This window comes from Sorangium sp. So ce128 (assembly GCF_051525245.1).
In the GTDB taxonomy this organism is placed as follows: Bacteria; Myxococcota_A; Polyangia; order Polyangiales; family Polyangiaceae; genus Sorangium; species Sorangium cellulosum_B.
Genome location: NZ_CP150313.1, coordinates 8,468,985 through 8,490,632 on the forward strand (window position 1 = coordinate 8,468,985; position 21,648 = coordinate 8,490,632).

At 70.6% G+C, this 21,648-nt stretch carries 19 protein-coding genes; 9 read left to right on the plus strand and 10 right to left on the minus strand.

Annotated elements, in window-relative coordinates:
• The first annotated feature begins 27 nt into the window (after positions 1-27).
• A complete protein-coding gene (gene groL / locus WME82_RS32110; protein WP_437740301.1) occupies positions 28-1,656 on the plus strand; it encodes a chaperonin GroEL in 1,629 nt (542 codons plus the stop codon).
• Between the two features lie 128 nt (positions 1,657-1,784).
• Entirely contained in the window at positions 1,785-2,318 is a 534-nt protein-coding gene (locus WME82_RS32115) for a GNAT family N-acetyltransferase (RefSeq protein ID WP_437740302.1), read from the plus strand.
• A 40-nt stretch (positions 2,319-2,358) separates the two neighbouring features.
• Here the strand turns inward: WME82_RS32115 and WME82_RS32120 are convergent, their stop codons facing one another.
• Both WME82_RS32120 and WME82_RS32125 read right to left on the minus strand, forming a co-directional pair.
• A complete protein-coding gene (locus WME82_RS32120) occupies positions 2,359-2,886 on the minus strand; it encodes a TrmH family RNA methyltransferase (RefSeq protein WP_437542947.1) in 528 nt (175 codons plus the stop codon).
• 15 nt (positions 2,887-2,901) lie between these two features.
• Positions 2,902-3,744 carry a PDZ domain-containing protein gene (locus tag WME82_RS32125; RefSeq protein ID WP_437740303.1) on the minus strand — a complete coding sequence of 281 codons (843 nt, stop codon included), beginning with the start codon at positions 3,742-3,744 and terminating at the stop codon, positions 2,902-2,904.
• A gap of 64 nt (positions 3,745-3,808) precedes the next feature.
• Between WME82_RS32125 and asnS the strand changes: the two genes are divergently transcribed.
• The 4 genes from asnS (at position 3,809) to WME82_RS32145 (ending at position 8,133) form a co-directional block, all read left to right on the plus strand.
• Positions 3,809-5,149 (plus strand): asparagine--tRNA ligase, encoded by a 1,341-nt coding sequence (asnS, locus tag WME82_RS32130; protein ID WP_438038412.1) that lies wholly within the window; start codon positions 3,809-3,811, stop codon positions 5,147-5,149.
• Positions 5,150-5,712: 563 nt separating this feature from the next.
• A complete protein-coding gene (locus WME82_RS32135; protein WP_437542954.1) occupies positions 5,713-6,450 on the plus strand; it encodes a class II glutamine amidotransferase in 738 nt (245 codons plus the stop codon).
• 100 nt (positions 6,451-6,550) lie between these two features.
• Positions 6,551-7,177, plus strand: a complete 627-nt coding sequence (locus tag WME82_RS32140) for a hypothetical protein (RefSeq protein ID WP_438038413.1) — start codon at positions 6,551-6,553, stop codon at positions 7,175-7,177.
• Between the two features lie 41 nt (positions 7,178-7,218).
• Complete coding sequence (locus tag WME82_RS32145; protein WP_437740306.1) at positions 7,219-8,133, plus strand: patatin-like phospholipase family protein; 915 nt, start codon at positions 7,219-7,221, stop codon at positions 8,131-8,133.
• A gap of 52 nt (positions 8,134-8,185) precedes the next feature.
• Here WME82_RS32145 and WME82_RS32150 read toward each other — a convergent pair whose 3' ends face one another.
• From WME82_RS32150 to WME82_RS32170, 5 genes are all read right to left on the minus strand, one after another.
• A complete protein-coding gene (locus WME82_RS32150) occupies positions 8,186-8,671 on the minus strand; it encodes a hypothetical protein (RefSeq protein WP_438038414.1) in 486 nt (161 codons plus the stop codon).
• 122 nt (positions 8,672-8,793) lie between these two features.
• Positions 8,794-10,704 carry a beta-ketoacyl synthase N-terminal-like domain-containing protein gene (locus WME82_RS32155; RefSeq protein ID WP_438038415.1) on the minus strand — a complete coding sequence of 637 codons (1,911 nt, stop codon included), beginning with the start codon at positions 10,702-10,704 and terminating at the stop codon, positions 8,794-8,796.
• Positions 10,701-11,615 carry a hypothetical protein gene (locus WME82_RS32160; protein WP_438038416.1) on the minus strand — a complete coding sequence of 305 codons (915 nt, stop codon included), beginning with the start codon at positions 11,613-11,615 and terminating at the stop codon, positions 10,701-10,703. Before WME82_RS32160 ends, WME82_RS32155 begins: the two co-directional genes overlap by 4 nt.
• Positions 11,612-13,924 carry a beta-ketoacyl synthase N-terminal-like domain-containing protein gene (locus WME82_RS32165; protein WP_438038417.1) on the minus strand — a complete coding sequence of 771 codons (2,313 nt, stop codon included), beginning with the start codon at positions 13,922-13,924 and terminating at the stop codon, positions 11,612-11,614. Before WME82_RS32165 ends, WME82_RS32160 begins: the two co-directional genes overlap by 4 nt.
• A gap of 25 nt (positions 13,925-13,949) precedes the next feature.
• The gene (locus WME82_RS32170; protein ID WP_044969499.1) at positions 13,950-14,216 is read right to left on the minus strand and encodes a phosphopantetheine-binding protein; all 267 of its coding nucleotides are present in this window, start codon (positions 14,214-14,216) and stop codon (positions 13,950-13,952) included.
• An 84-nt stretch (positions 14,217-14,300) separates the two neighbouring features.
• Here WME82_RS32170 and WME82_RS32175 point away from each other — a divergent pair, with 84 nt between their 5' ends.
• On the plus strand, positions 14,301-15,092 hold the full coding sequence (locus WME82_RS32175) for an enoyl-CoA hydratase/isomerase family protein (protein WP_437709110.1): 792 nt from the start codon (positions 14,301-14,303) through the stop codon (positions 15,090-15,092).
• Between the two features lie 176 nt (positions 15,093-15,268).
• On the plus strand, positions 15,269-16,117 hold the full coding sequence (locus WME82_RS32180; protein ID WP_438038418.1) for an RNA polymerase sigma factor: 849 nt from the start codon (positions 15,269-15,271) through the stop codon (positions 16,115-16,117).
• Between the two features lie 60 nt (positions 16,118-16,177).
• Here WME82_RS32180 and WME82_RS32185 read toward each other — a convergent pair whose 3' ends face one another.
• A complete protein-coding gene (locus tag WME82_RS32185; RefSeq protein ID WP_438038419.1) occupies positions 16,178-17,722 on the minus strand; it encodes a flavohemoglobin expression-modulating QEGLA motif protein in 1,545 nt (514 codons plus the stop codon).
• A 130-nt stretch (positions 17,723-17,852) separates the two neighbouring features.
• Between WME82_RS32185 and WME82_RS32190 the strand changes: the two genes are divergently transcribed.
• Positions 17,853-18,887 carry an AAA family ATPase gene (locus WME82_RS32190; protein ID WP_438038420.1) on the plus strand — a complete coding sequence of 345 codons (1,035 nt, stop codon included), beginning with the start codon at positions 17,853-17,855 and terminating at the stop codon, positions 18,885-18,887.
• A gap of 24 nt (positions 18,888-18,911) precedes the next feature.
• On the opposite strand, the gene sixA is transcribed toward WME82_RS32190, so the two are convergent.
• Positions 18,912-19,439, minus strand: coding sequence for a phosphohistidine phosphatase SixA (gene sixA / locus WME82_RS32195; protein ID WP_438038421.1), 528 nt, complete (start codon positions 19,437-19,439; stop codon positions 18,912-18,914).
• Between the two features lie 80 nt (positions 19,440-19,519).
• A complete protein-coding gene (locus WME82_RS32200) occupies positions 19,520-21,400 on the minus strand; it encodes a MopE-related protein (protein WP_438038422.1) in 1,881 nt (626 codons plus the stop codon).
• Positions 21,401-21,648: the final 248 nt, after the last annotated feature.

The window sequence follows — 21,648 nt, forward strand, 5'->3', positions numbered from 1 at the left end:
CGACAGAAGGAACTTAGGAGAGACACCATGGCAGCCAAGGAAATCATCTACAACGAGTCCGCCCGCAGCATGATCCTCGCGGGGGTCAACGCCCTCGCCGACGCGGTCAAGGTCACCCTCGGCCCGAAGGGGCGCAACGTCGTCATCGAGAAGAGCTTCGGCTCGCCGACGGTCACCAAGGACGGCGTGACGGTCGCCAAGGAGATCGAGCTCGAGAACCGCTTCGAGAACATGGGCGCCCAGATGGTCCGCGAGGTCGCCTCGAAGACGAGCGACATCGCCGGCGACGGGACGACCACCGCGACGGTGCTCGCCCAGGCGATCTACCGCGAGGGCTCCAAGCTCGTCGCGGCCGGGCACAACCCGATGGAGATCAAGCGCGGCATCGACAAGGCGGTCGAGGCGATCGTGGCGCACCTCCACAGCTCGGCCAAGCAGACGAAGGACGCGAAGGAGATCGCGCAGGTCGGCACGATCAGCGCGAACGGCGACGAGACGATCGGCAAGCTCCTCGCCGACGCCATGGAGAAGGTCGGCAAGGAGGGCGTGATCACGGTCGAGGAGGCCAAGAGCGCCGACACGACCCTCGACGTGGTCGAGGGCATGCAGTTCGACCGCGGCTATCTCTCGCCGTACTTCGTGACCGATCCCGAGGCCATGAAGGCGAACCTCGAGGACTGCTACATCCTCATCTCGGAGAAGAAGATCTCCAACATGAAGGACCTGCTCCCGGTGCTCGAGGCGATCGCCAAGAGCCAGAAGCAGCTCCTCATCATCGCCGAGGACGTCGAGGGCGAGGCGCTCGCGACCCTCGTCGTGAACAAGCTCCGTGGCACCCTGCACTGCGCGGCCGTCAAGGCGCCGGGCTTCGGTGATCGCCGCAAGGAGATGCTGAAGGACATCGCCACCCTGACGGACGGCCAGGTGATCGCGGAGGAGCTCGGCCTCAAGCTCGAGAACGTCACGATCAGCGATCTCGGCCGCGCCAAGACCGTCATCATCGACAAGGACAACACCACGATCGTCGGCGGCCAGGGCAAGAAGGACAAGATCAAGGCCCGGCAGCAGGAGATCCGCGCTCAGATCGAGAACACGACGAGCGACTACGACCGCGAGAAGCTCCAGGAGCGGCTCGCGAAGCTCGTGGGCGGCGTCGCGGTCGTCAAGGTCGGCGCTGCGACCGAGACCGAGATGAAGGAGAAGAAGGCCCGCGTCGAGGACGCGCTCCACGCGACCCGCGCGGCCGTCGAGGAGGGCATCGTCCCGGGCGGCGGCGTGGCGCTCATCCGCGCGCAGAGCTCGCTCGAGAAGCTCAAGGTCAACGACGAGCAGCGGTTCGGCGTGAACATCATCCGCCGCGCCATCGAGGAGCCCCTCCGCCAGATCTCGGCCAACGCCGGGGAAGAGGGCTCGATCGTCGTGCAGAAGGTGCGCGACGGCAAGGACTCGTACGGCTACAACGCCGCGTCGGGCGACTACGGCAACCTGCTCGAGATGGGCGTCATCGATCCGGTCAAGGTCGTCCGGTCGGCGCTCCAGAACGCGGCCAGCGTCGCCAGCCTGATGCTCACCACCGAGGCGCTCATCGCTGAGCGGCCGAAGGAGGAGAAGGCGGCGGCTGGTGGCGGCCACGCGGGCCACGGCCACGACTTCTGATCGCGACGCGCCGCGCTGACCGCTAAGCCCGGCGGGCGAGGGCCGGCTTCCTCCTCAGGAAGTCGGCCCTTCGCCATTTCGACTTCCGGCGAGCCGCGGCGCATGATCTGATCCGGCGCAGGTTCGCGATGAGCACCCTGACTACCGAGCGCCTGGCGCTCACCCCGGTCTCGCTGTCCCTGCTCGAGGCGGTCATCCGCGGAGATCGCGCCGAGGCCGAGGCCCTGTCCGGCGCGCGCTTCCCTGGCGCCTGGCCCGGGCGCGCGCTCGTCGAGCGCGCCTTCAGCTCGCCGCTCGACCGGCTGCGCGACGATCCAGAGGCGTTCCTGTGGGGCACGCGGCTGATGGTGACGCGCGGGCAGGAGGAGCGCGTCGTCGTCGGCAGCGTGGTGCTGAACGGCCGGCCCGACGCGACCGGCACGGTGGAGATCGGCTACGGCGTCGAGGGCAAGTCCCAGGGCCAAGGCTACGCGACGGAGGGGTCGCGCGCCGTCCTGCACTGGACGCTGCAGCAGCCGGGCGTGAGGCGCGTCATCGCGACCACGCCGGCCTGGCACCGCGCGTCGCTCCGGGTGATCGAGAAGCTCGGGATGCGCCCTGCTGGAACGCTCGATCACGACCTCCTGGGCGAGCTCCTCGTCTTCGAGCGCTACCCCGAGTAGCGCGCTTCCGTCCACGGACGGGGGCCCGCCTCGGCGCCGCTCACCCTCCTGCGCGGCTCACGCCGCCGCGCGGGTCGCGCCGCCGAGCCCACTCGCACAGGGTCATGCCCGCCGCGATCGCCACGGGGTACGAGTGGTTGATCCCGTACATGGGGATCGCGATCACGTCCTCGCACGCGTCGAGCAGCGCCTGCGGCAGCCCGTCATCCTCGCTGCCGAAGAGGAACACGAGCCCGCGGGGGAACGGCGCCTCCCAGAGGGTGCGCCGCGCGTGATCGCGCTCCACGCCGATGAGCGGGCGGCCGCGCGCCGCTTCGAGGAAGCTCGCCTCGTCGGGGCACTCGACGATGGTCTCGTACTTCTGCATGCCCATCGAAGCGCGCTCGTAGTAGGGCTCGGTCCCGATCAGGAAGATCTCCCGCACCAGGAACGAGTGCGCGACGCGGATGATGGCGCCGATGTTGAACGGGTTCTTCGCGCGGCAGACGGCGATGGAGAAGTCGTTCCGCAAGGGGGCGAGCTCTTCGCGGATCTCCCGGGTGGTGAGCCCGAAGGGCGGGATCTTCACGGCGCGCTGGCTCCCCTACTCGGCGGCGGCGAAGCGATCGAACAGCGGATAGATGGGCCCCTCGTGGACCCTGATCCGCTCGGTCGTGCCCGTGGCGTGCTTGACCAGGAGCACGAGCCCGGCGCGCGGCACGGCGTCGAGCGCGCCCCGGATCGCCGCGACGGACATGCGCCGCAGCGGCTGCCCGGCGATCTCCAGCACCTCGTCGTCCTTGCGGAGCCCGGCGCGCTCTGCAGGCCCGCCCTCCATCGTCCGCGAGATGAATGCCGAGCCGGAATGCAGCTGGTACCAGAGGCCGAGGCCGAGCTTGGCGTGCGCCGGCTGGAACGCGAGCGTGAGCGAGCCGCCCGCGTCGAGCTCGATCTCGATCTCGCCTGCGGCTCGGTGCGTATCGCTCGGACGGCCGATGTCGCGCACCCCGATCGGCTTGTCGGTGAGCGGATCCGATTCCCAGACCTCCACCCGGAGCCGGTCCTCGGGCAAGATCTGGAAGTTTCCGCTGGGTCCTTCGGGCCAGGTCGGCTCCAGCGTGTTCGCTTGCTCCGCCGTCCGAAAGATCTCCGCGCCGTTGACGAAGACGCGGACATAGGGGTCCGGGAGGTCACCGGCGCCGGAATCCCAGGCGCGGCCGTCCCGAGTGCGCTCCGGGATTCTCGCCCGGACGACCCGCAGCCATCGGACGTTCTCGGGCGGCGGAGGATGCAGCTCCTGGTCTGAAGGAGGCTCGTGCAGGCGGGTCGAGAGCTCGGGATAGAGCGCCGAGCAGCCGCCAGCGGCGAGCGGCGTGCCACCTGCAGCGAGCAGCAGGATGAACGCGGGCAAGCAGAGCGAGAGCGCGCGATGCCGTTGGAGGACCAAGATGGCGCCATTTTTGGCCGGAGCCGGCGTCAGCCGCAACTAAACCGTGCTATTTCGGGCGCCCATGCAGGATCAGCCCGTCATTGCTACCAGCGACCTCAGCGCGCACGTCGGCAGCACTGTCGTGCTCCGCGGATGGCTCTACAACAAGCGATCGAGCGGCAAGCTCCACTTCCTCGAGCTGCGCGACGGCTTCGGCACCGTCCAGTGCGTGATGGCGAAGAGCGACGTCGGCGACGAGGTCTTCGCGGCCGCCGACAAGGTCACCCAGGAGAGCGTGATCGATGTCGTCGGTGAGGTGAAGGCGCACCCGAAGCGCGCCGGGGTCTACGAGATCGCCGCGTCCGGCTTCCGCGTGCTCGGCCCCACCGCCGGCGAGTACCCGATCTCCCCGAAGGAGCACGGGACCGACTTCCTCATGGATCACCGCCACCTCTGGCTGCGATCGAAGCGGCAGCACGCGATCTTGCGCGTCCGTCACACCATCATCCAGGCCATCCGCGACTTCTTCGACGGGCGCGGGTTCACGCTCGTCGATGCGCCGGTCTTCACGCCGAACGCGTGCGAGGGGACGAGCACGCTGTTCCAGACCGACTACCACGGCGAGAAGGCGTACCTCACCCAGTCGGGGCAGCTTTACATGGAGGCGGCAGCTGCCGCGTTCGGGAAGGCGTACTGCTTCGGGCCCACGTTCCGCGCGGAAAAGTCGAAGACCCGACGCCACCTGGCCGAGTTCTGGATGGTCGAGCCCGAGGTGGCGTTCATGGACCTCGCGGGCGACATGGACCTCGCGGAAGACTTCCTCTGCTTCATCGTCGAGCGGGTCCTCGAGCGGCGCCGCCCCGAGCTCGCGGTGCTCGAGCGCGACGTCGGGAAGCTCGAGGCCGTCAAGAAACCGTTCCCGCGCATCCGCTACGACGAGGCCGTCGCCATCCTGAACGAGGCGCGCGCGGAGAAACGCGAAATGGCCGGAGAGGCCGAAATTCCGGATTTTCCTTGGGGAGAGGACTTCGGCGGCGAGGACGAGACGATCATCTCCGGCCGGTACGATCGCCCCGTCATGATTCACCGCTATCCGGCTCAGGTGAAAGCGTTCTACATGAAGCGCGATCCGACGGACGACCGGCTCGCGCTCTGCGTCGATGTCCTGGCGCCGGAAGGTTATGGAGAGGTGATCGGGGGCGGGCAGCGCGAGGATGATCTCGCCATCCTCGAGCGGGCAATCGAGGCGCATCGGCTGCCCCCCGAGGCGTTCGGCTGGTACCTGGATCTGCGCCGGTATGGCACCTTCCCGCATGCGGGCTTCGGGCTCGGCGTCGAGCGGAGCGTCGCCTGGATCTGCGGTCTGCCGCACGTGCGCGAGACGATCCCGTTCCCGCGCATGCTGAATCGGCTCTCGCCTTAGTGCCGCGCGTCAGAGCTCCTGCCGGAAATTCTGGGCGCCGCTTGGCATCGCATCGTTCACGGCGCGATGCGCCACGGCGCCGACGCGGCGGGCCGACGCGTGGGAGCGCGGAAGCGTGGGAGCAGACGAGGCTAGCCGCTCCTCGCGCGCACCCACGCGTCGGAATCGCGACGCTGTGCGAGGAGCGTGAGTAAGAGGTAACGCGATCGGCAAGCCCACGCGACGCGCGACAACGGCGGGCAGTGTGGTCAGGCCGTGCCCGCGCCCCGCCTCGCCGCTGGGGATCCGTTTTTGCTCCGCTTGCAGGGCGACTCTGTCGTATCAAGAAAGCATAGGGCGCAACCCGCGACCCACGCTCACTCGGCCGACCGACGGAGCCACCCCTGCTTGCAGATGAGGGAGCGCTCTACCGGCGAGCCGGACCCTGCCCCCGCCTCCCCGACCCAACTCGCGAGGACAAAGCTATGGCTCGTCTCGTCGGCTTTATCGGTAACCGTCCGGATCTCGGCGCGCGTGCGATCGAGCTCGAAGAACGTGCCCTCACGGTTCGCCGAAGGGAGGGCGTGATCCCTGGCTGGGGGGTCGGCTTCTACCAGGGAGGAGAGATTCTCCTCAAGCGCCGGCCGATCGATGATCGACCGGAGATCAGCCTGGCCGACATGACCAAGGACGTGCGCGCCGACATCCTCGTGGCGCATGTCCGGGCTGCGACCGTCGGCAGCCTGCGCACCGAGAACACGCACCCCTTCCGTTATCGGCAGTGGCTGTTCGCCCACACGGGCACGGTCGAAGGGTTCGCCCGCCTGCGGAACCAGCTGAGCGACTCGCTGCCGCAGTTTCTCCAGCGCGACGTTCGCGGCGAGACGGACAGCGAGCTCCTCTTCCACCTGTTCCTGTCCTTCCTCCACGACAGCGGCCAGCTCGATCGACCCAACGTGGACGCGGCGAGCGCGCGGACGGCCCTCCGGTCCTCCATCGCGCTCGTGGACCGGCTCTGCGCGGAGGAAGGGGCGGGGCCGAGCGCGATGAACATCGTGGTCACGAACCCCGAGTACCTGCTCGCCGCCCACGGCGGCACGTCGATGGCGTACCGCATCTACCAGGGCAGCGAGGACATGGAGCGGCTCCTCAGCGACGGCGGGTTGGGCCGAATGCGCATGCCCGACTATGCCGCGAGCCGGTTGACGCTCGTCGCGTCGGACTTCGATGACGACCAGGCCCCCGCGGGGTGGACCCACGTTGGCGAGCGTGCGATCGTGACGTTCACCCGCGCCGATGCTCCCGCGATCGAGCCGATCTGAACGCCCGGAGGGCCCGCAGGAGGCCAGGGCCCATGCACCGCCGGCCGGCGCTCCGGACGCCTCTCGGCCGTCGCGAGCGTGTCCATCGCTGCTCGTCGCCGTGATCGCGGGCTGGTCGCTCCTGGGGTGCGGCCGCGGAGAACCGGCCTCCTTTCCCACCGCCGCCGAGCTCTCTGACGAGCGCCGCCGCCCCGACGGGGTGGCGCTCGATCCGGCGAGCACCCCGCCGCCACCGACGAACCAAGCAGACGTCGAGGACAGCGTCGTGACCCTCCGGACACCTCTCGGCATCGGCGCCGCGCAGGACGTCGTGGACGAGTTCTTCCGGCGGGTGGTCGCCGAGGACAGCGAAGCCTTGAGCGAGTTGCTGACGCGCGATGCCCTCGCGATCCACACCGGCTCGGGCGGATCGGGGCAGCCGCCGAGCGCCGGGCTCTGGTGGGAGCAGCGGTTCCGGCGGCTCGAGTACGGAAAGCTCGCCGGAGAGCCGGTCTATCGAGAGTCGGAGCTCCAGATCTTCCGGGCCGAGGACGTGCTCGCGACGCCGCAACACCCCGCGATCCAGCCCGAGACGCTCGATGACCAGGACGTCGTGATCCGCGTGCCGATCGCGACCGCGCGGGTCGCCACGGATCGCCTGCTCGGCGACGAGATCGTCGTCTGGCTGCGCCGCGACGGCCCGCGATTCAAGATCTATCGGCTGCTCGAGGACTTCCAGCTACAGTAGGCTTTGCGCTTGTGCCATATCTCCGACAAGATCGGGGCTCGATGAGCCGCCTCAAGATCGCGTTCGTGGGCTCCGGAGGAGCGGCGCGAGGCCTTGCGCACCTCGGCGTGCTGAAGGCTTGCGAGGAGCTGGGCATCCATCCAGAGATCTACGTGGGCGCGGGAGCGGGCGCGCTGGTCAGCGCGACGTACGGGCAAGACATCCCGCTCGATGTGCTTCTCGACGCCTACCGCCTCCCCTGGAGACGACGTCACCGCGGGCCTCGCCTCCACGTGTCGAGCTTCTTCGGCGCTCCCGCCCTGCGCGATCTGCTCGACCCGGGATACCTCTGCTCGGGGGTGTTCTCGATCGACAGGCTCGAGCGCTACGTGCGCCGGACGCTGCCGATCAACGACTTCCGGCAGCTGCCGCACGCCGTCTACGTGACGGCGGTGGACGTGGACAGCGCCAAGCGCGTCGTGTTCGGCCCTGGCTACGACGAGGCCACGCCGATCAGCCAGGCGGTGGCCGCCAGCTGCTGCGTGCCCGGCCTGTTCCGGCCCTACCGCATCAACGGCCGCTATCACTTGAGCGGCGAGGTGATCCGGACGCTCTCCGCCGACGTGGCCGTGAATGCCGGCGCGAACATCGTGATCATCTCCAACATCTACCGCCCCGAGGAGCGCGACGAGTCGCAGCGCTCGATCGCGAGGAGCGGCGCGCCCAGCGTCGTCCGGCAGTCGCTCAGCATCCTTCTGGCCGAGAAGGAGCGCCGCGGCGTCGAGCTCCTCTCCAAGCTCTACCCGAACGTCACCTTCCTGGACGTGGCGCCCGCGATCGGCCGGTACAGCTACATGAACCGGTTCGCCGCCAAGCCGCTCGTCCTGCGCGGCTACCGCACTGCGCTCCGCATACTCGCCGCCGCGAAGGAGAAGGGCGTGTTTGATGCGCCCTCCTCGAAGAGCGCACTAAACTAGATCTGGCGGGCGGAGCTACCGCCGCACGTCCCGGTCGCGCAGCGACCGGCCGCTACATCCCCGCGACGATGCGGTACCCGTCCTGGTACTCCACGAGCTCCAGCCGGTTGTCGTCCACCTTGCGGCGCCACTCTTCGCCCTTGCCCCCCGGGATGCGATAGCTCGCGCTGAAGGTGTAGTCGACGTAGATGACGTCATCACCCTTCAGGACGCGCCGGTAGCGGATCTCGTAGCGGATGGCGCGAGCGTCCTGGAACTTGCCGGTGAGGTACGAGCGCAGGCCAGCGTAATCGAGGTCGTCCGCCGCATCGATGTTGCCGCCGTCCTCGTAGTACTTGGGCGACGCGAGCTTGAGCAGCTCGCCCACGTTCTTGCTCTCCACCGCGTTGCGATACTTCTCGCAGAACGAGATGATCTTGCGGTTGTCGTCGTTGTCCTCCACGTCTGTGTTCGGGATGTAGTGGGTCGCGCACCCGGCGAGGACGGCCGAAGCAACGACGAGGAGCGAAGCGACAGCTTTTGTTTGGCGGCAGAACATACGCGGGCAGGACAACGCTCGGGGGAAGCAGCTGATTCCAGCTGGGAACCTTGCCAGATCGAGGCGCGGATCGGCAAGCGAAGCGATCACGACCACCAAGGATGACGGGGACGGGCGCGCCGCTACGCGTGCTCCTTGAGCCAGCGGAGGAGGGCGAGATGGCCAACCGGCCCCTCGTGGTCGACAGGGAGGTCCGGATCGACCTTGCGCAGGCGCTCCTCGTCGCCGGGATCCGCCTGCAGGAGCAGCGCGACGGCGCCGCTGGCGAGCGCGCGGTGCTGGGCGCCTGTGAGGCCGAGCAGCTCGCGCGCGACCGGCCCCGCGTCGTCGGCCGCGAGGACGACCATGCGGTCGGCGTCGGAGGACGCGACGAGATCGGCCGCGGCGCGGAGCGCCTCCAGCGCGCCGCCGAGCCCGGCGCCGACCGCGAAGCTCGGCCCGGTGAGCTGGTACGCGATGGCGCACTCGCCCGCGATCGCGTTCGGCGACGTCGCAGGGAAGAGGCGAGGCTCGACGAAGCGGGCTCCGCGGGCGCGCCGGCGGGCGTCGTACACCTCGTTGGTGTCGATCGTGGCGAGCGCGTGGCCCGCGACGATGCCGGCCCCCCGCAAGCGATCGGCGCCGACGATGGCGGCGAGGGCTGCCACCGCGGTCAGCCCGAGCCGGCAGAGCGCGTCGAGGCGCGCGAGGCGGTCGCGCGCGATGCCGGTCGCCTCGGCGAGGCGCCCGAGATCGGAGCCCGTCACGTGCGCGTGCGCGCGGAGAACCACGGCGCGCGGGCGCCGCGGGCGGCGCCCGCTGGCGGTGGACGTGAGCAAGAGGGCGGCGTTGGCGCCGCCGAACGCTGCCGAGAGCTTGAGCGCCGAAGAGAGCGGGCGGGGCTCGGCGCGATCGAGCAGGTGAGCCGGTGCGTCGGGGTCGAGCTCGCCTTCGGAGGCCGCCGGTGGAGCGATGGACGCCTGGAGGGCGGCTGCTGCGGCGAGCGCCTCGAGCACGCCCGCGGCCCCGAGCGTGTGCCCTATCTGAGCCTTGAACGGGTGGACCACCGGCGGAGGCGCATCCGCGCCCGGCAGCGCGTCCGAGCCCTCCACGGCGCCGCGCGGCGAGAGCAGCGCGGCGATCGCGCGCGACTCCATCGCGTCGTTGTAAGGCGTCGCCGTGGCGTGGGCGCTGATCAGACCGACGCGCGAGGCAGGCCACCCGGCGTCGGCGAGCGCCGCGGCGCCGGCGCGCGCGAGCCCCGAGCCGGTTCGATCCGGGGCGGTGATGTGCACCGCGTCCGTGGAGGCGCCGAAGCCGGCGACGCGGACGATCACCGGGGCGCCGCGGAGACGGTCCTCGCGGACGAGGGCGACGACGGCGGCGCCCTCGCCGAGCGCCATGCCGTCACGGCCGACCCGAAACGGGCGCGACCTGGACGCCGTGGTCGCGCGGAGCGCCTCGAAGCCGGCGGCGACGAAGATGCTGAGGGCGTCGTAGCCACCGGCGAGCACGAGATCGCAGGCGTCGCGATCGAGCCAGCGGAGACCGAGGCCGATCGCCAGGGTGCTCGCCGCGCACGCCGCGAGCAGGTGCGTGCGCAGCGGGGTCCGCTCGAGCCCGAACGCCGCGAGCGCGTCGTTGAACGGCGCGAAATACGTCGCGCGCGAGGCCAGCGCGGCGAGCGATCCGGCGTCGGCGCCCTCGGCGCGGGCGGCGAAGAACCGCTCCGCGGTGAGCATGCCGCCGCTGGAGGTGCCGAGGGCGATGCCGATGCGCTCGCCACGAAAGCCCGGACGCACGCCCTCCAGCGCCGCGAGCGTCTGTGAGAGCGCCGCCTTCAGCAGGTCCGTGGCGCGATCGGCGCCTGGAGCGACGCCGAGCTCCGCCGGCGCGCGCGCGGCGAAGGGCCGCAGCAGGCCGGCGCGATCCAGCTCCGCGTCGCGCGCGATCGCGACAGGCGCAGGCTCACCAGCCCGAGGGACGCGGTAGGCGAGAGGGCCGAGGCCGAGCGCCGAGACAGCGCCCGAGGCGATGACGCAGGCGTCGCTCATGAGCCGCCCCCCGGCCGGAGCGCGTCGGGATCGACGAACGCGCGCGGATCCGGCGCGCGATCCCGCTCCTCGGCCTCGCAGATCACCGTGATGAGCAGCCCGGTCGAGGCCTGCGCGTAACGGACGTTGCCGCAGCCCATGCCCTCGGCGATCACGACCTCCTCGTCGAGCCGGCGCCGGCGGGTGCCCTCCGCCGTCGACCACGTGGTGCGGCGCGCGCCGATCACGCCTCGGTCGTTGACCCGCAGATCGATCACGGCGTCGCCGTCGCGCAGGACGAAGGAATCCGTGCTCTCGGCGCGCGAGTACCAGAGCAGCGTCCCCGCTGCCGGGTGAAGCATCCACCAGCGCAGGAAATCTACCGGCAGACCGCGGAGTGCAGTCCGTGGCGTCGAGGCGTCGCCGCGCCTCAGCAGATCGAGCGCGGGAACGGCGAAACGGAAGCGATCGCCGCGCGCCCACAGGTCGAGCGCGGTGGTGCCGCCCGGGCCGAGGAGGATCATCCGCAGCGCGCCCTCGGGCTCGAGAATGTCGCTCCCCGCCGCGCGTGCTCGCCCTTCGATCGCCGGCGGGGCGACCGCGATCGCGCCGCGCGCCTCGAGCACGTGGCCAGTGCGCGGCTCCCGCAATGCCAGGCGGACGCGGAGCGTGCGCGGGCCAGCCCCCTCGACCTCGCGGCGGAGACCTGCGAGGCGCTCGCGCCCCTCTCGCCACGCGGAGGGGTCGAGCCGCGCGGCGGACGTGCCCGCCGATGGGCCAGGAAGGAGGCGCGCTAGCTCGGCGTCGAGCGCGCCGCCGCGCCGCGGGGCGCTCGCGGCGCAGGCAGGGAGGCTCGCGAGCAAGAGCAGGAGGCGCCCGGCGCTGACGAGGTGCCGCGCACGACGGCGGGGAGCGGGCGGCGATGTCGTCACGCGTCGCCGGGAGCGACCAGCAGGATGGCGTATCCCCGGTCGGGTGCGCCGCCCACGACGAGCACGCTCGCGAGGTCGCGGCAGGCGAGCGCCGCGACCGCCGCAGCAGCGGCGAACCCGCCGGCGCCCTCGTGATCGCCTGAGCGCGACGCGAGCGTGGAGCGCCGCACCTCGGCCCACGGTGAGCCATGCAGGCAGGCGACGAGGCGCTCCTCCTCCCGTCCGACGAACACGGCGGCTGGCGACGGGACGGTGGCCTGCGCTCGCAGGGCGCCCTCTCCCGAAGCGCCGAGGCGCGCCGGCGCTGGCGCTCCCGCGAGCATCCCCACGCCGTCACCCCGCCAGGAGTTCCACCAGGACACCATCGCCACCGGGCGCGCCCCTCGCTCACGCACACGCGCGGCGCTCTCGAAGAGCAGCACGGCAGCGCCCTCGCTGCGGACCCCGCTGCTGACGACCTGCGAGCAGATCGGACCGAGGCACCGCTCGATCATCGGGCTCGTCTCCTCGACGCTGCCCGCGGCGAGCGCCTCCCCCTCCCCGGCCGTGATGAGCTCGATGGCCGTGACCATGGCCGCTTCCGCGGTCGCTCCGAGATCGGCCATCGCGAACACCGGGCCACGGAGGCCCAGGTAGATGGAGGCATGCCCGACCGGCGACGAGGGGACCAGGTTCGGAAAATCGGCGGGGCTCGCGTACTTCGCGCCCTTGTCGTAAATGCGCCGCATGTAGGCGGTCGAGGCGTCGACGCTGCCAAAGGACGCGCCGACGATGGCGCCAGGCAGGGTGCGGCTCGGCGCGACGTCGGCCGCCGGATCGCCCGCGCCGGCCTCGGCCTGGACCGCGCCACCGAGCCCGGCCTCCGAGAGGGCCGTGAGGATCGCGGCCGTCGTCAGCCGGCCAGCTCGGTCGAGCCGCCTCGCCCGCGCGAGATCGAGGTGCGCGGCCGTGTTGAAGGGGATGGCTCCTTCCGCTGGCGGAGGGCCAGGCTCCAGATATGCGGCGCCGCCGCGGGACGCGAGGACGCCGAGCGGGCCGATCGTCGCGGCCGCCGTCACGACGACCGAGCGCCGCCGGGGCGCGCTGCCGGCGTCGAGCGGCGGAGGAAAACGGTCTGGCTGCGCGAGCACGAGCACGCTGTCCGTGCCGCCGAAGCCGAAGGAGTTCGACATCGCCGACCGGATCGGCGCCTCGCGCGCCTCCTTCAGGTGCACGAGCTGGCACTCCGGATCGACCTCTTCGAGGCCGCCGGTCGGGGGCATCACGCCGCGCGCGATGGCGAGGGCGGTGATCGCGGCCTCGACCGCGCCCGCTGCGCCGAGCGTGTGCCCGATCTGCCCCTTCGATGAGGAGACGGCGATGCGGTTCACCTCGGGGCCGAGGCAGGCGCGCAGGGCGGCGCTCTCCATGACGTCGTTCAGCGGCGTCGCGGTGCCGTGCGCGTTGACGTAATCAAGATCCGAGGGCGTGAGCGCCGCGCATCGGAGAGCGTCGCGCATGACGCGCGCGGCGGTGCGCCCCTCGCGCTCGGGGTTGGTGATGTGATGCGCCTCGGCGCCGGTCGCCCATCCGCGGAGCTCGACGATCGGCTCCGCCCCGCGCGCGCGCGCGGCGTCCTCGGACTCGAGGAGCAGGAACGCCGCCGCTTCGCCGAGGTTCAGACCGGCGCGCCGCCGATCGAACGGGCGGCACGGCTCCGGATCGACGGCCGCGAGCGCGCCGAAGCCGGTGTACGTCAGCCGGCACAGGCCGTCGGCGCCCCCCGCGAGCACGCGGGTGGAGAGGCCGGCGCGGAGCCAGGCCGCGCCCAGCAACACGGCGTTCGCGCCGCTCGAGCAGGCGCTGCAGACGCTCCTCACCCGACGGAACGGACCGACGGCGGCGCGGACGTGGTCGGCCGTCGATGAGAGGGGATGCGAGAGCATCCGCTTCAGGGGGGCGATCGCGCTGGGGTCATGCGACAGCCAGGCGAGCAAGTCCTCCGTCTCGAACATCCCGGCGGTCGTCCCGCCGACCACCAGGTCGACTGGAACGGCCCTCGGGTCGATGCCCGCGTGTCCGAGCGCCTCGCGGGCCGAGAGCACGGCCATCGCGTCGGTTCGAGACCACCCTTCCGCCTCGCCGGGCGGCGCGACCTCCTCGGGGGAGAGGTCGCGGACCTCCGCGGCGATGCGCCCGCGCGTCCCGGGGATCTCGAACAAGGAGAGCGGCGCGAAGGCCCGTTCTCCTGCGATGAGCCGGTCCATCGTCTCGCTCGCCCCGCGCGCCAGGGGCGAGACGACCCCGATGCCCGTCACCCAGATGCGCACGCCCGAACGGCTCTCTGCGGCGCGTTCACGCCGCCGCGGTCGACTTGACGATGTGGGCCACGAGCGCGTCCACCGATGCGAAGATCGGCCTCGCTTCGTCGCCCTCCGGGATGCGGACGCCGAAGCGCTCCTCCACGCTCATGGCGAGCTGGAGCGCGTCCAGCGAATCGAGGCCCAGCCCCGCGCCGAACAGCGGCGCGGCGTCGTCGATGTCGGCCGGCGTCTTCCCCTCGAGGTTCAGCTCCTCGACCATGAGTTCTTTTAACTTCTGCCGCACGTCCTGCGCGTTCATGAGCACGTCCCTGCGGGGTAGCACAATTCCGCGCCTTTCCACCAGGGGGCAGCGCTTTTTCTGACGGTTTGGTAAAGAGCGCCCATGGCCCTCGTCGACTACGCCACCTCTGCAGGCGTCGCGCTGCTTACGCTCAATGATCCGCCCGTCAACGGCTACACCCACGAGATGATGAAGGACCTCGACGCGGCCATCCTCGAGGCCCGCTTCGACAACGATGTCCATGTCATCGTCATCACCGGGCACGGCGAAAAGTTCTTCTGCGCAGGAGCGAACATCAACATGCTCCGCGAGTCGGACCCGACGTTCAAATACTACTTCTGTCTCCACGCGAACGAGACGTTGAGCCGCCTCGAGCACACGCCGAAGCTCTGCATCGCCGCGCTGAATGGCCACACGGTGGGCGGTGGTCTCGAGATCGCGATGGCCTGTGACCTCCGCATCGCCCGCAAAGGCGCCGGCAAGGTCGGCCTCCCCGAGGTCACGCTGGGCGTCCTGCCAGGCACCGGAGGCACCCAGCGCCTGGCCAGGCTCATCGGCAAATCGCGGGCGATCCAGCTGATGTGCGAGGGGCAGACGTTCGATTTCGAGACAGCGCTCGCGGTTGGCCTGATCAATGACGTCTGGGAGACGGCCTCCCATGACGAGTTCATGGACCGGATCCTCGCTTACAGCCACACGTTCACGCTGCCGGACCGCGCGGCGCTGGCGGTCGGGCGCATCAAGCGCGCCGTTCAGACGGGCTTCGAGGTAGGGCTCGAACAGGGGCTCGCCCTCGAGCGAGAGCTCCAGGCCGAGCTGTTCACGTCGGAGGACGCCCGCGAGGGGCTCGCCGCGTACATGGAGAAGCGGAAGCCGGTGTTCCAAGGCAAATGAGCGCAAACTGAGCGCACGCCGCACGTCGAGCAATGCGCTGCCTCGCCGTTCTTCTCCGTCGGCAGCCGGACCAGGTTGAGGCCACCTCGAATGTAATAAAAATTACTTATTAATGGTAACGTCGGAGGGTTGGACGATTTTCAAATCAGAGGGGGCTGCTGCACGTAAGTTCAGGCATGCAACAGCTTGTTGAGCATAGGCCCCTTCTGGAGCGGCCCAGCTTCGAGACCGTGTACACTGTCGGGCTGTCATTCCTCCGACAAGCGCTCCGCTGGCTCGGGGTGGCAGAACGCGACGTCGACGACGTCCTGCAAGACGTCATGATCGCTGCGTATCACGCGCTGGATCGCTTCGATCCGAGGCGCTGCTCAGACGAGGCGCGCACCAGACATCCCCCCTGCGGCCACGCCCCAAGCCTGGAACGCGGGGCGCCACAAACGGCGAGCCCGCTCGGCGAGCCCCTCAGGCGCTGGCTGTTCGGCATCGCCTGGCGACAGGTCGGCCACTATCGCGAGCGCGCCCACCGCCGCCGAGAGATCGCGGTCGGCGCCGGGGCGAGCTGGCCGTTCGAGCTCGCCGACCCCGGCTTGACCTCGGAACAGCTGCTCGCACGCGAGCAAAGCGGCCAGCTCGTCGGCAGGCTGCTCGGCGGGCTCGACACCGAGCGACGCGTGGTCTTGATCATGCACGATCTGCTCGATGTGACGACCGCCGACATCGCGCGCGACCTGGACGTGAAGGAGAACACGGTGCGCAACCGCCTCCGGCTGGCCCGCGAGGACTTCCGCGTGGCGGTGAAGCGCATGAACGCCGAGGACCGGCGCGCACTCCACGATCCGTTGAGCCTCCAGGTCGCCGAGCGCTCCCGCGGGGCGGACGAAGAGTCGCTCATGAGCACCGCCAGGCTCATCCCCGAGGTGCCGGACGCTACCCGGCGCAGGATCTGGCTCGCGGTCACGCGCGCGATCGCCGAGGCGCACGCGGCGGGCCCGAACCCCAAGGCTTGCGCCGCGCCAGCTCCGTAGGCGACCGCCGCACGCACCGAAGGGAGGCCGGCGCAACCGAGGCCCCGGGGTCGGCCGCGCTCAGCGCTCCAGCATCCTGCCGTAGTGCTCGGCGAGCGCCGTCCCTCCCAGGCGGGAGAAGAAGGAAGAATAGCATATCCAGATCGCCAGCCCGTTCATGTCGTCGAAGATCGGCGGGAGATACGGGGGCGGGCGGATGATCCCGTCGGTCACGTGCGCATGGAGGACAGGGACGTCCTCGTGCGCGACCTTCCCCACGAACAAGAAGGGAATCAGCATCGCCCGATCGTGCTGAATGGCCGCGCGCATGAAGGCGTAGTTGAGAACGATCCCCTTACAGTAGCAGGCGTCCTTCGTGAACGGCGCCCCTCCCGCGAGCACGCCGCCGCGGAAGACGCGCCTGGCATTCTGGAAGCACTCGTCTTCTTCGTAACCTTCGGTGCGGTACCACTCGAACACGTCGAGGAACGACGCCCCGTCCTCCGCCTTGTCCACCGCGAGGATGCGGTCGTTCAGCTTCTTCGCGCGACGCGGAGTGCTCCTGAAGGTGAGGATCTCCACCAGAACGGCGAGCCCTTCCTGAACCGCCGTGGTGCGCGGAGGCCCCTTCGCGAGCCAGCGCGCCACCGGCTGAGCTTGCCCGTTCAAGCTGGTCGCCACGTGCACCCACCCCTCGTGCGCCTCGAGGATGTCGACATCGCTCTTGGCGAACATCGCGCCGCTCCGGATCTTCACGTAGTCGCTGCCGGCGGCGGCGTCCGCGAGGAGCGAGTCGTCCACCTGCACGCGGATCGACGCGCCGCCGAAGAAGCGGTCGAAGCGGGCGTTCAGATCGAGCGCCGCCATCTCCGCCGTGATCTCCCGCTGCTGCGACGGGCCGAGGCGCTCACCGCCGATCGCCGTCAGGAGGTCGTAGAGCACGAACCCCATGTCCCGCACGCTCGTCTTTCCGTCTGGCAGCTTGTCCTTCGGGGATCCGTAGAGCTCGCGGGACAGCGCGTAGAACGCCTTCGTTCCCCGTCCGATGAGCATGCGCACGACCTTCCGGTACTCGTCCGCCGTCGCGCGGAGGATCTGCCCGAGCCGATCGCGCTTGCCGAGCTCCCGCTCGGCGTCGCGCAGGATCTCCTCGAGCTCGCGCTGCTTGGCCTCCGGGTCGAACCCCAGATCGTCCGAGTAGGCGACCTGCGGCAGCTCGCGCTGCTTCGAGCGGACAAATTGCTCTTCGACGTCCGCCTCCCAGCGGAGCGCCTGGAGGATGCGGATCGGCCGCTGCGCATCGAGCACGCGCTGAGCCAGCGTCGCGAGGATCTCCTTGTAGGAACGCCACGGCCCCGCGACCGGCGGGAGCGGCGCGTGCGGGATCGGTCCGTCGTGCAAGCTCAGGGACTCGAGCGGCGCCGACGGCGCTTCACCGCTCTCCGCGCCGCCTTCCCCAGGGCCGACCTGGCCGCCGATCTCGGCCGCTCCCGCGCCGTCCTCCGCCGCGCCAGCGCTGCCGCTGCTCGGCTCGTCCGCTGGCTCGCTCACCTTGAGCTCGCGCTGCGCCTCCACGTCCGCCGCGTGCGCCCCTCTCCTCTCCCGGGCCTCAGAGCTCTGCGCCATTGCGATCGATTGCTAACACTGGCTCACCTGTCCGAGCAAACCTCCACGGGCCAGGACCAGCGCCGCGGGGAGCGCCGGCTTCGCCGGATCCTTGTCGGCATCGCGGCCTCGGGGTACGAGCCCTGCCCGTATGAGCGATCCCGAGCACAAGAATGACGCCGACACGACCGCCGAGGAGGAATCGACCGCCCTCTCGGACGCCGCGCTCCTCGAGCGCACAGCGGAGGGGGCCAGGCGGCTCCGCTCGGCGATCGCGGCGGCGGTGGTAGGGCAGGACGATGTCGTCGAGGCCATGCTGATCACGCTCGCCGCGCGCGGGCATGCGCTGCTCGTCGGCGTCCCGGGGCTCGCCAAGACGCTGCTCGTGTCGTCGCTCGCGAGGGCGCTCGATCTCAGCTTTGGGCGCGTCCAGTTCACGCCTGACCTGCTGCCCGCCGATATCACGGGGACCGACGTGCTGCACGAGCAGCACGGGTCGCGGAGCCTGCGCTTCCAGCCCGGACCCATCTTCCACAACCTCGTCCTCGCGGACGAGGTGAACAGGACGCCGCCGAAGACGCAGGCCGCCCTGCTCGAGGCGATGCAGGAGCGCAAGGTGACCGTCGGGACCACCACGCACGCCCTCCCCGACCCGTTCCAGGTGTTCGCGACGCGAAACCCGATCGAGCAGGAAGGGACCTACCCGCTGCCAGAGGCGCAGCTCGACCGCTTCTTGCTGGAGATTCACGTCACCTACCCGAGCGAGGCCGAGGAGCGCGAGGTGGCGCGACGGACGACCTCGGGGAAGCCGCCGGCGATCGCGGCGGTGCTCAAGGCGCGAGAGGTGCTGGCGATCGGGCGCCTCGTCCCGAGGATCCCGGTGACCGACGAGGCCGTGGACCTCGCGGTGCGCCTCGCCAGGGCCACGCGGCCGGGGGCGGAGCGCGCTGCGCAGGAGGTCCGGGACTACGTGCGCTACGGCGCGGGGCCGCGCGGGAGCCAGGCGCTGGTGATCGCGGCCAAGGCGCGCGCTGCGCTCCGCGGCGAAGCAGCCGCAGACGTGGACGACGTGAGGGCGCTGCTGATCCCGGCGCTGCGGCACCGGATCGTGCTGTCGTACCGCGCCGAGGCGGACGGCGTCCGCGACGTCGACGTGCTGAGCGCCGTGGAGAGATCGGTGCGCTGAGCGGCGCCGCGGCGCGGACGCCCATCACCGGGCGCGAGGCGCCTGTTGCTGCGCTTCCTTCACCGGCGCGACCGCCTTCATGGCCTTCAGATCCAACGCGAAGCGCAGCGTCCCCGGCCCGCGCCCGTCCCAGCTCACCGCGACGACGCCGCTCTTCTTCAGGCTCAGGCCGGCCCAGCCGCCGTCGCCGAGCAGCGACGTCACCAGCGCCGACAACGAAGGCTCGTGCCCCACCAGCGCCAGCGGCTGAGCTCCCTGGTGCTGCGAGAGCCGGCGAAGGATCTCGGCCGTGTCGCGCGAGGGAGAGAGCTCGGCGACCACCGACACCTCGTCGGTCAGCCCGGCGGCCTCGGCGATGATCTCCGCGGTCTGCACCGCGCGCACGAGGGGGCTCGTCCAGATCACCCCAGGACAGCGGTCCTTCTGCTTCGCGAGCCATTTGGCGACGCGCCGGGTCAGCTTGCGCCCCTTGCCCGTCAACCAGCGACCTGCGTCGCCGAGGTCCGGCGCGTCATCCACGGCATGGCCATGGCGGATGATCAGGATCTCCATGACCTGACCTTAGCCCGGACGAGCGCCAGCCGGGGAGCGCCGCGCGCGCGAAAGAGGCGGCGGCGTCACCTCGACGCCCATCAGAACTCGCACTGATGGGTCGCATCGTTGCAGTGCGAGCCCGGCGCCACGAAGGGACAGATGCTCCCGCGGAAGTTCTCGCACGGGAAACCGCACGTGAATGAAGTGTGCGTGTAGCAGCTCTGCCCCTCGTCGCAATCGGCATCGGAGGCGCATCGGCAGTTGAAATCGTCAGGGAACCCGTTCCCGTTTTCATCAAGGCCGTTGCAGCACTCGGTCACGTAGACGTCGCTCGCGCTACAGTCCTCGTCCGCGCAGTCCAGCGCGCCGTCGCAGTCGTTGTCGATCCCGTCGGTGCACGCGGCGGTCCCGAACTCGGGGCCAGGCGCGGCGCCCTTCGCGCAGCTCCGGCATGAGCCGAAGGTGGCGCAGCCGGGATCAGCGCAGTCGACGTAGTGATCGCCGTCGTTGTCGAGGTCGTCGTCACAGATCTCGCGCGGGTTCGGGACGATCTCGACGTTGAGCACGAAGGGGCCCTCGTTGGGTCCGCTCGCGGGATCGATCGTGAAGCCGTCGAGGAAGACGAAATAGGTGCCGGGGTACAGGATGCCGAAATCGAGCAGGGAGGCCCGCGACCCGCCGCTGTCGTCGTCGCAGCCGATCTCCCGGCCGGAATCGCAGACGCCCGTGCGGACGTAGAGCGCCGTGTCGAAGGCCGACCCGCGCGAGTCGACGCGCACGCGCGACGGCGCGGTGAGCACGAAGAAGAAGACCGCCTCGCCGGCGTCGCCGCCGCACTCACCCCGGGTCTCGCTCACGTGCCCGGTGGTGTCCCCCGTGTACGTGCCAGTCCCGGGGATGCGCTTCGGCGACAGGCAGTTGGCCTGCTCGAGCACGCACACGGGGCTGCTCGCGCAGTCCGGGTCCTGGCAGTCGACCAGGGCGTCGCCGTCGTCGTCGACGTCGTTGTTGCAGCGCTCCGGCGTCGGCTCGCAGTTCGGCGCGAAGGCGCAGGCGCTGTCCGCGCAGTCGACGCGCTCATCGCAGTTGTTGTCGGCGCCGTCGTCGCAGATCTCCGGCACGCAGCGCTCGCAGGCCGGCGCGGCGGTGCACTGCGGATCCGCGCAGTCGACGCGCCCGTCGCAGTCGTTGTCAGCGCCGTCCTCGCACCGCTCCGGCGAGCCGGGCGGCTGGCACGCGCAAGGGAAGATGCCGCGGCAGTCCGGATCGCCGCAGTCGACGAGGAGATCGCAGTCGTCATCCTCGCGGTTGTCGCAGCGCTCGCGCTGGGAGCTGCAGGCGCAGAGCGGCTCGGAGCCGCAGTCGGCGTCGTCGCAGTCGAAGGCGAGATCGCAGTCGTCATCGGCGCCGTTGCCGCACTTCCCGGCCTCCGAGGTGGAGCAGCCGCAGACCGGCGTTCCCGAGCAGTCGGCGTCGAAGCAGTCGACGATCGTGTCGCAGTCGTCGTCGGCGCCGTTCTGACAGCGCTCGCCGGCAGGGCTCGGGGTACAGCCGCAGATCTCCCCCGCTGCGCAGGCGGGATCGAAGCAGTCGCTGACGCCGTTGCAGTCGTTGTCCGCGGCGTCCGTGCAGATCTCCGGCGCGCCCGGGAAGACGGACGGGTTGAGGTCGTTGCAGTCGCTCCCGCCGCAGAACGTCGGGCCGACGCCGTCCCGATCGTCGTCGCGGGGACGATGGTCGCAGCGCCCGTCTGCGCAGTCGTCGCTCGTGCAGTCGTCGCCATCGTCACAGTCCGTGGGGCCGCCGCACGCGTCGAAGCCTCCGACGCCCTCGCCTCCGTTCGATGAGGTCGACATGCTGCCGCTCGTCGCGCCACCAAAGCCGCCCCCTCCAGCGCTGGCGTTCGAGAGGTCGGGGAGGCTCGTCCGGCCGCACGCTCCCGCCAGGACGCCGAGCACCGCCCATGCGCCGAGCGCCATGAGGCACCGTCGAATCCGGGAAGGCCGCGGAAGCGCCCCCTCGACCCACGCTGAAGAGCCCGGCTTCATCTCTCACCCTCTCGCACCGGCCGCACGGTGCCCGCGCTTCGGTCCACTTTACAACCCCGAGTTTCCAGGAAAGCAAGTTTTGATCCGCTGGCTCTGGCCGGTCGGTGAGGCGTTGATCTGGAGCGCGCTTCCTCGCTCTGCGCGGCCAGCCCGAGCAGCTGCCACGGCTGCTCACGAGC

Coding starts and splice junctions, on each gene's coding strand:
- WME82_RS32150 (WP_438038414.1), bottom strand. CDS start 8,671: ATGTTCTGCCGCCAAACAAAAGCTGTCGCTTCGCTCCTCGTCGTTGCT.
- WME82_RS32185 (WP_438038419.1), bottom strand. CDS start 17,722: ATGGCGCAGAGCTCTGAGGCCCGGGAGAGGAGAGGGGCGCACGCGGCG.
- WME82_RS32180 (WP_438038418.1), top strand. CDS start 15,269: ATGCAACAGCTTGTTGAGCATAGGCCCCTTCTGGAGCGGCCCAGCTTC.
- WME82_RS32200 (WP_438038422.1), bottom strand. CDS start 21,400: ATGGCGCTCGGCGCATGGGCGGTGCTCGGCGTCCTGGCGGGAGCGTGC.
- groL (WP_437740301.1), top strand. CDS start 28: ATGGCAGCCAAGGAAATCATCTACAACGAGTCCGCCCGCAGCATGATC.
- WME82_RS32175 (WP_437709110.1), top strand. CDS start 14,301: ATGGCCCTCGTCGACTACGCCACCTCTGCAGGCGTCGCGCTGCTTACG.
- sixA (WP_438038421.1), bottom strand. CDS start 19,439: ATGGAGATCCTGATCATCCGCCATGGCCATGCCGTGGATGACGCGCCG.
- WME82_RS32115 (WP_437740302.1), top strand. CDS start 1,785: ATGAGCACCCTGACTACCGAGCGCCTGGCGCTCACCCCGGTCTCGCTG.
- WME82_RS32170 (WP_044969499.1), bottom strand. CDS start 14,216: ATGAACGCGCAGGACGTGCGGCAGAAGTTAAAAGAACTCATGGTCGAG.
- WME82_RS32155 (WP_438038415.1), bottom strand. CDS start 10,704: ATGAGCGACGCCTGCGTCATCGCCTCGGGCGCTGTCTCGGCGCTCGGC.
- WME82_RS32145 (WP_437740306.1), top strand. CDS start 7,219: ATGAGCCGCCTCAAGATCGCGTTCGTGGGCTCCGGAGGAGCGGCGCGA.
- asnS (WP_438038412.1), top strand. CDS start 3,809: ATGCAGGATCAGCCCGTCATTGCTACCAGCGACCTCAGCGCGCACGTC.
- WME82_RS32190 (WP_438038420.1), top strand. CDS start 17,853: ATGAGCGATCCCGAGCACAAGAATGACGCCGACACGACCGCCGAGGAG.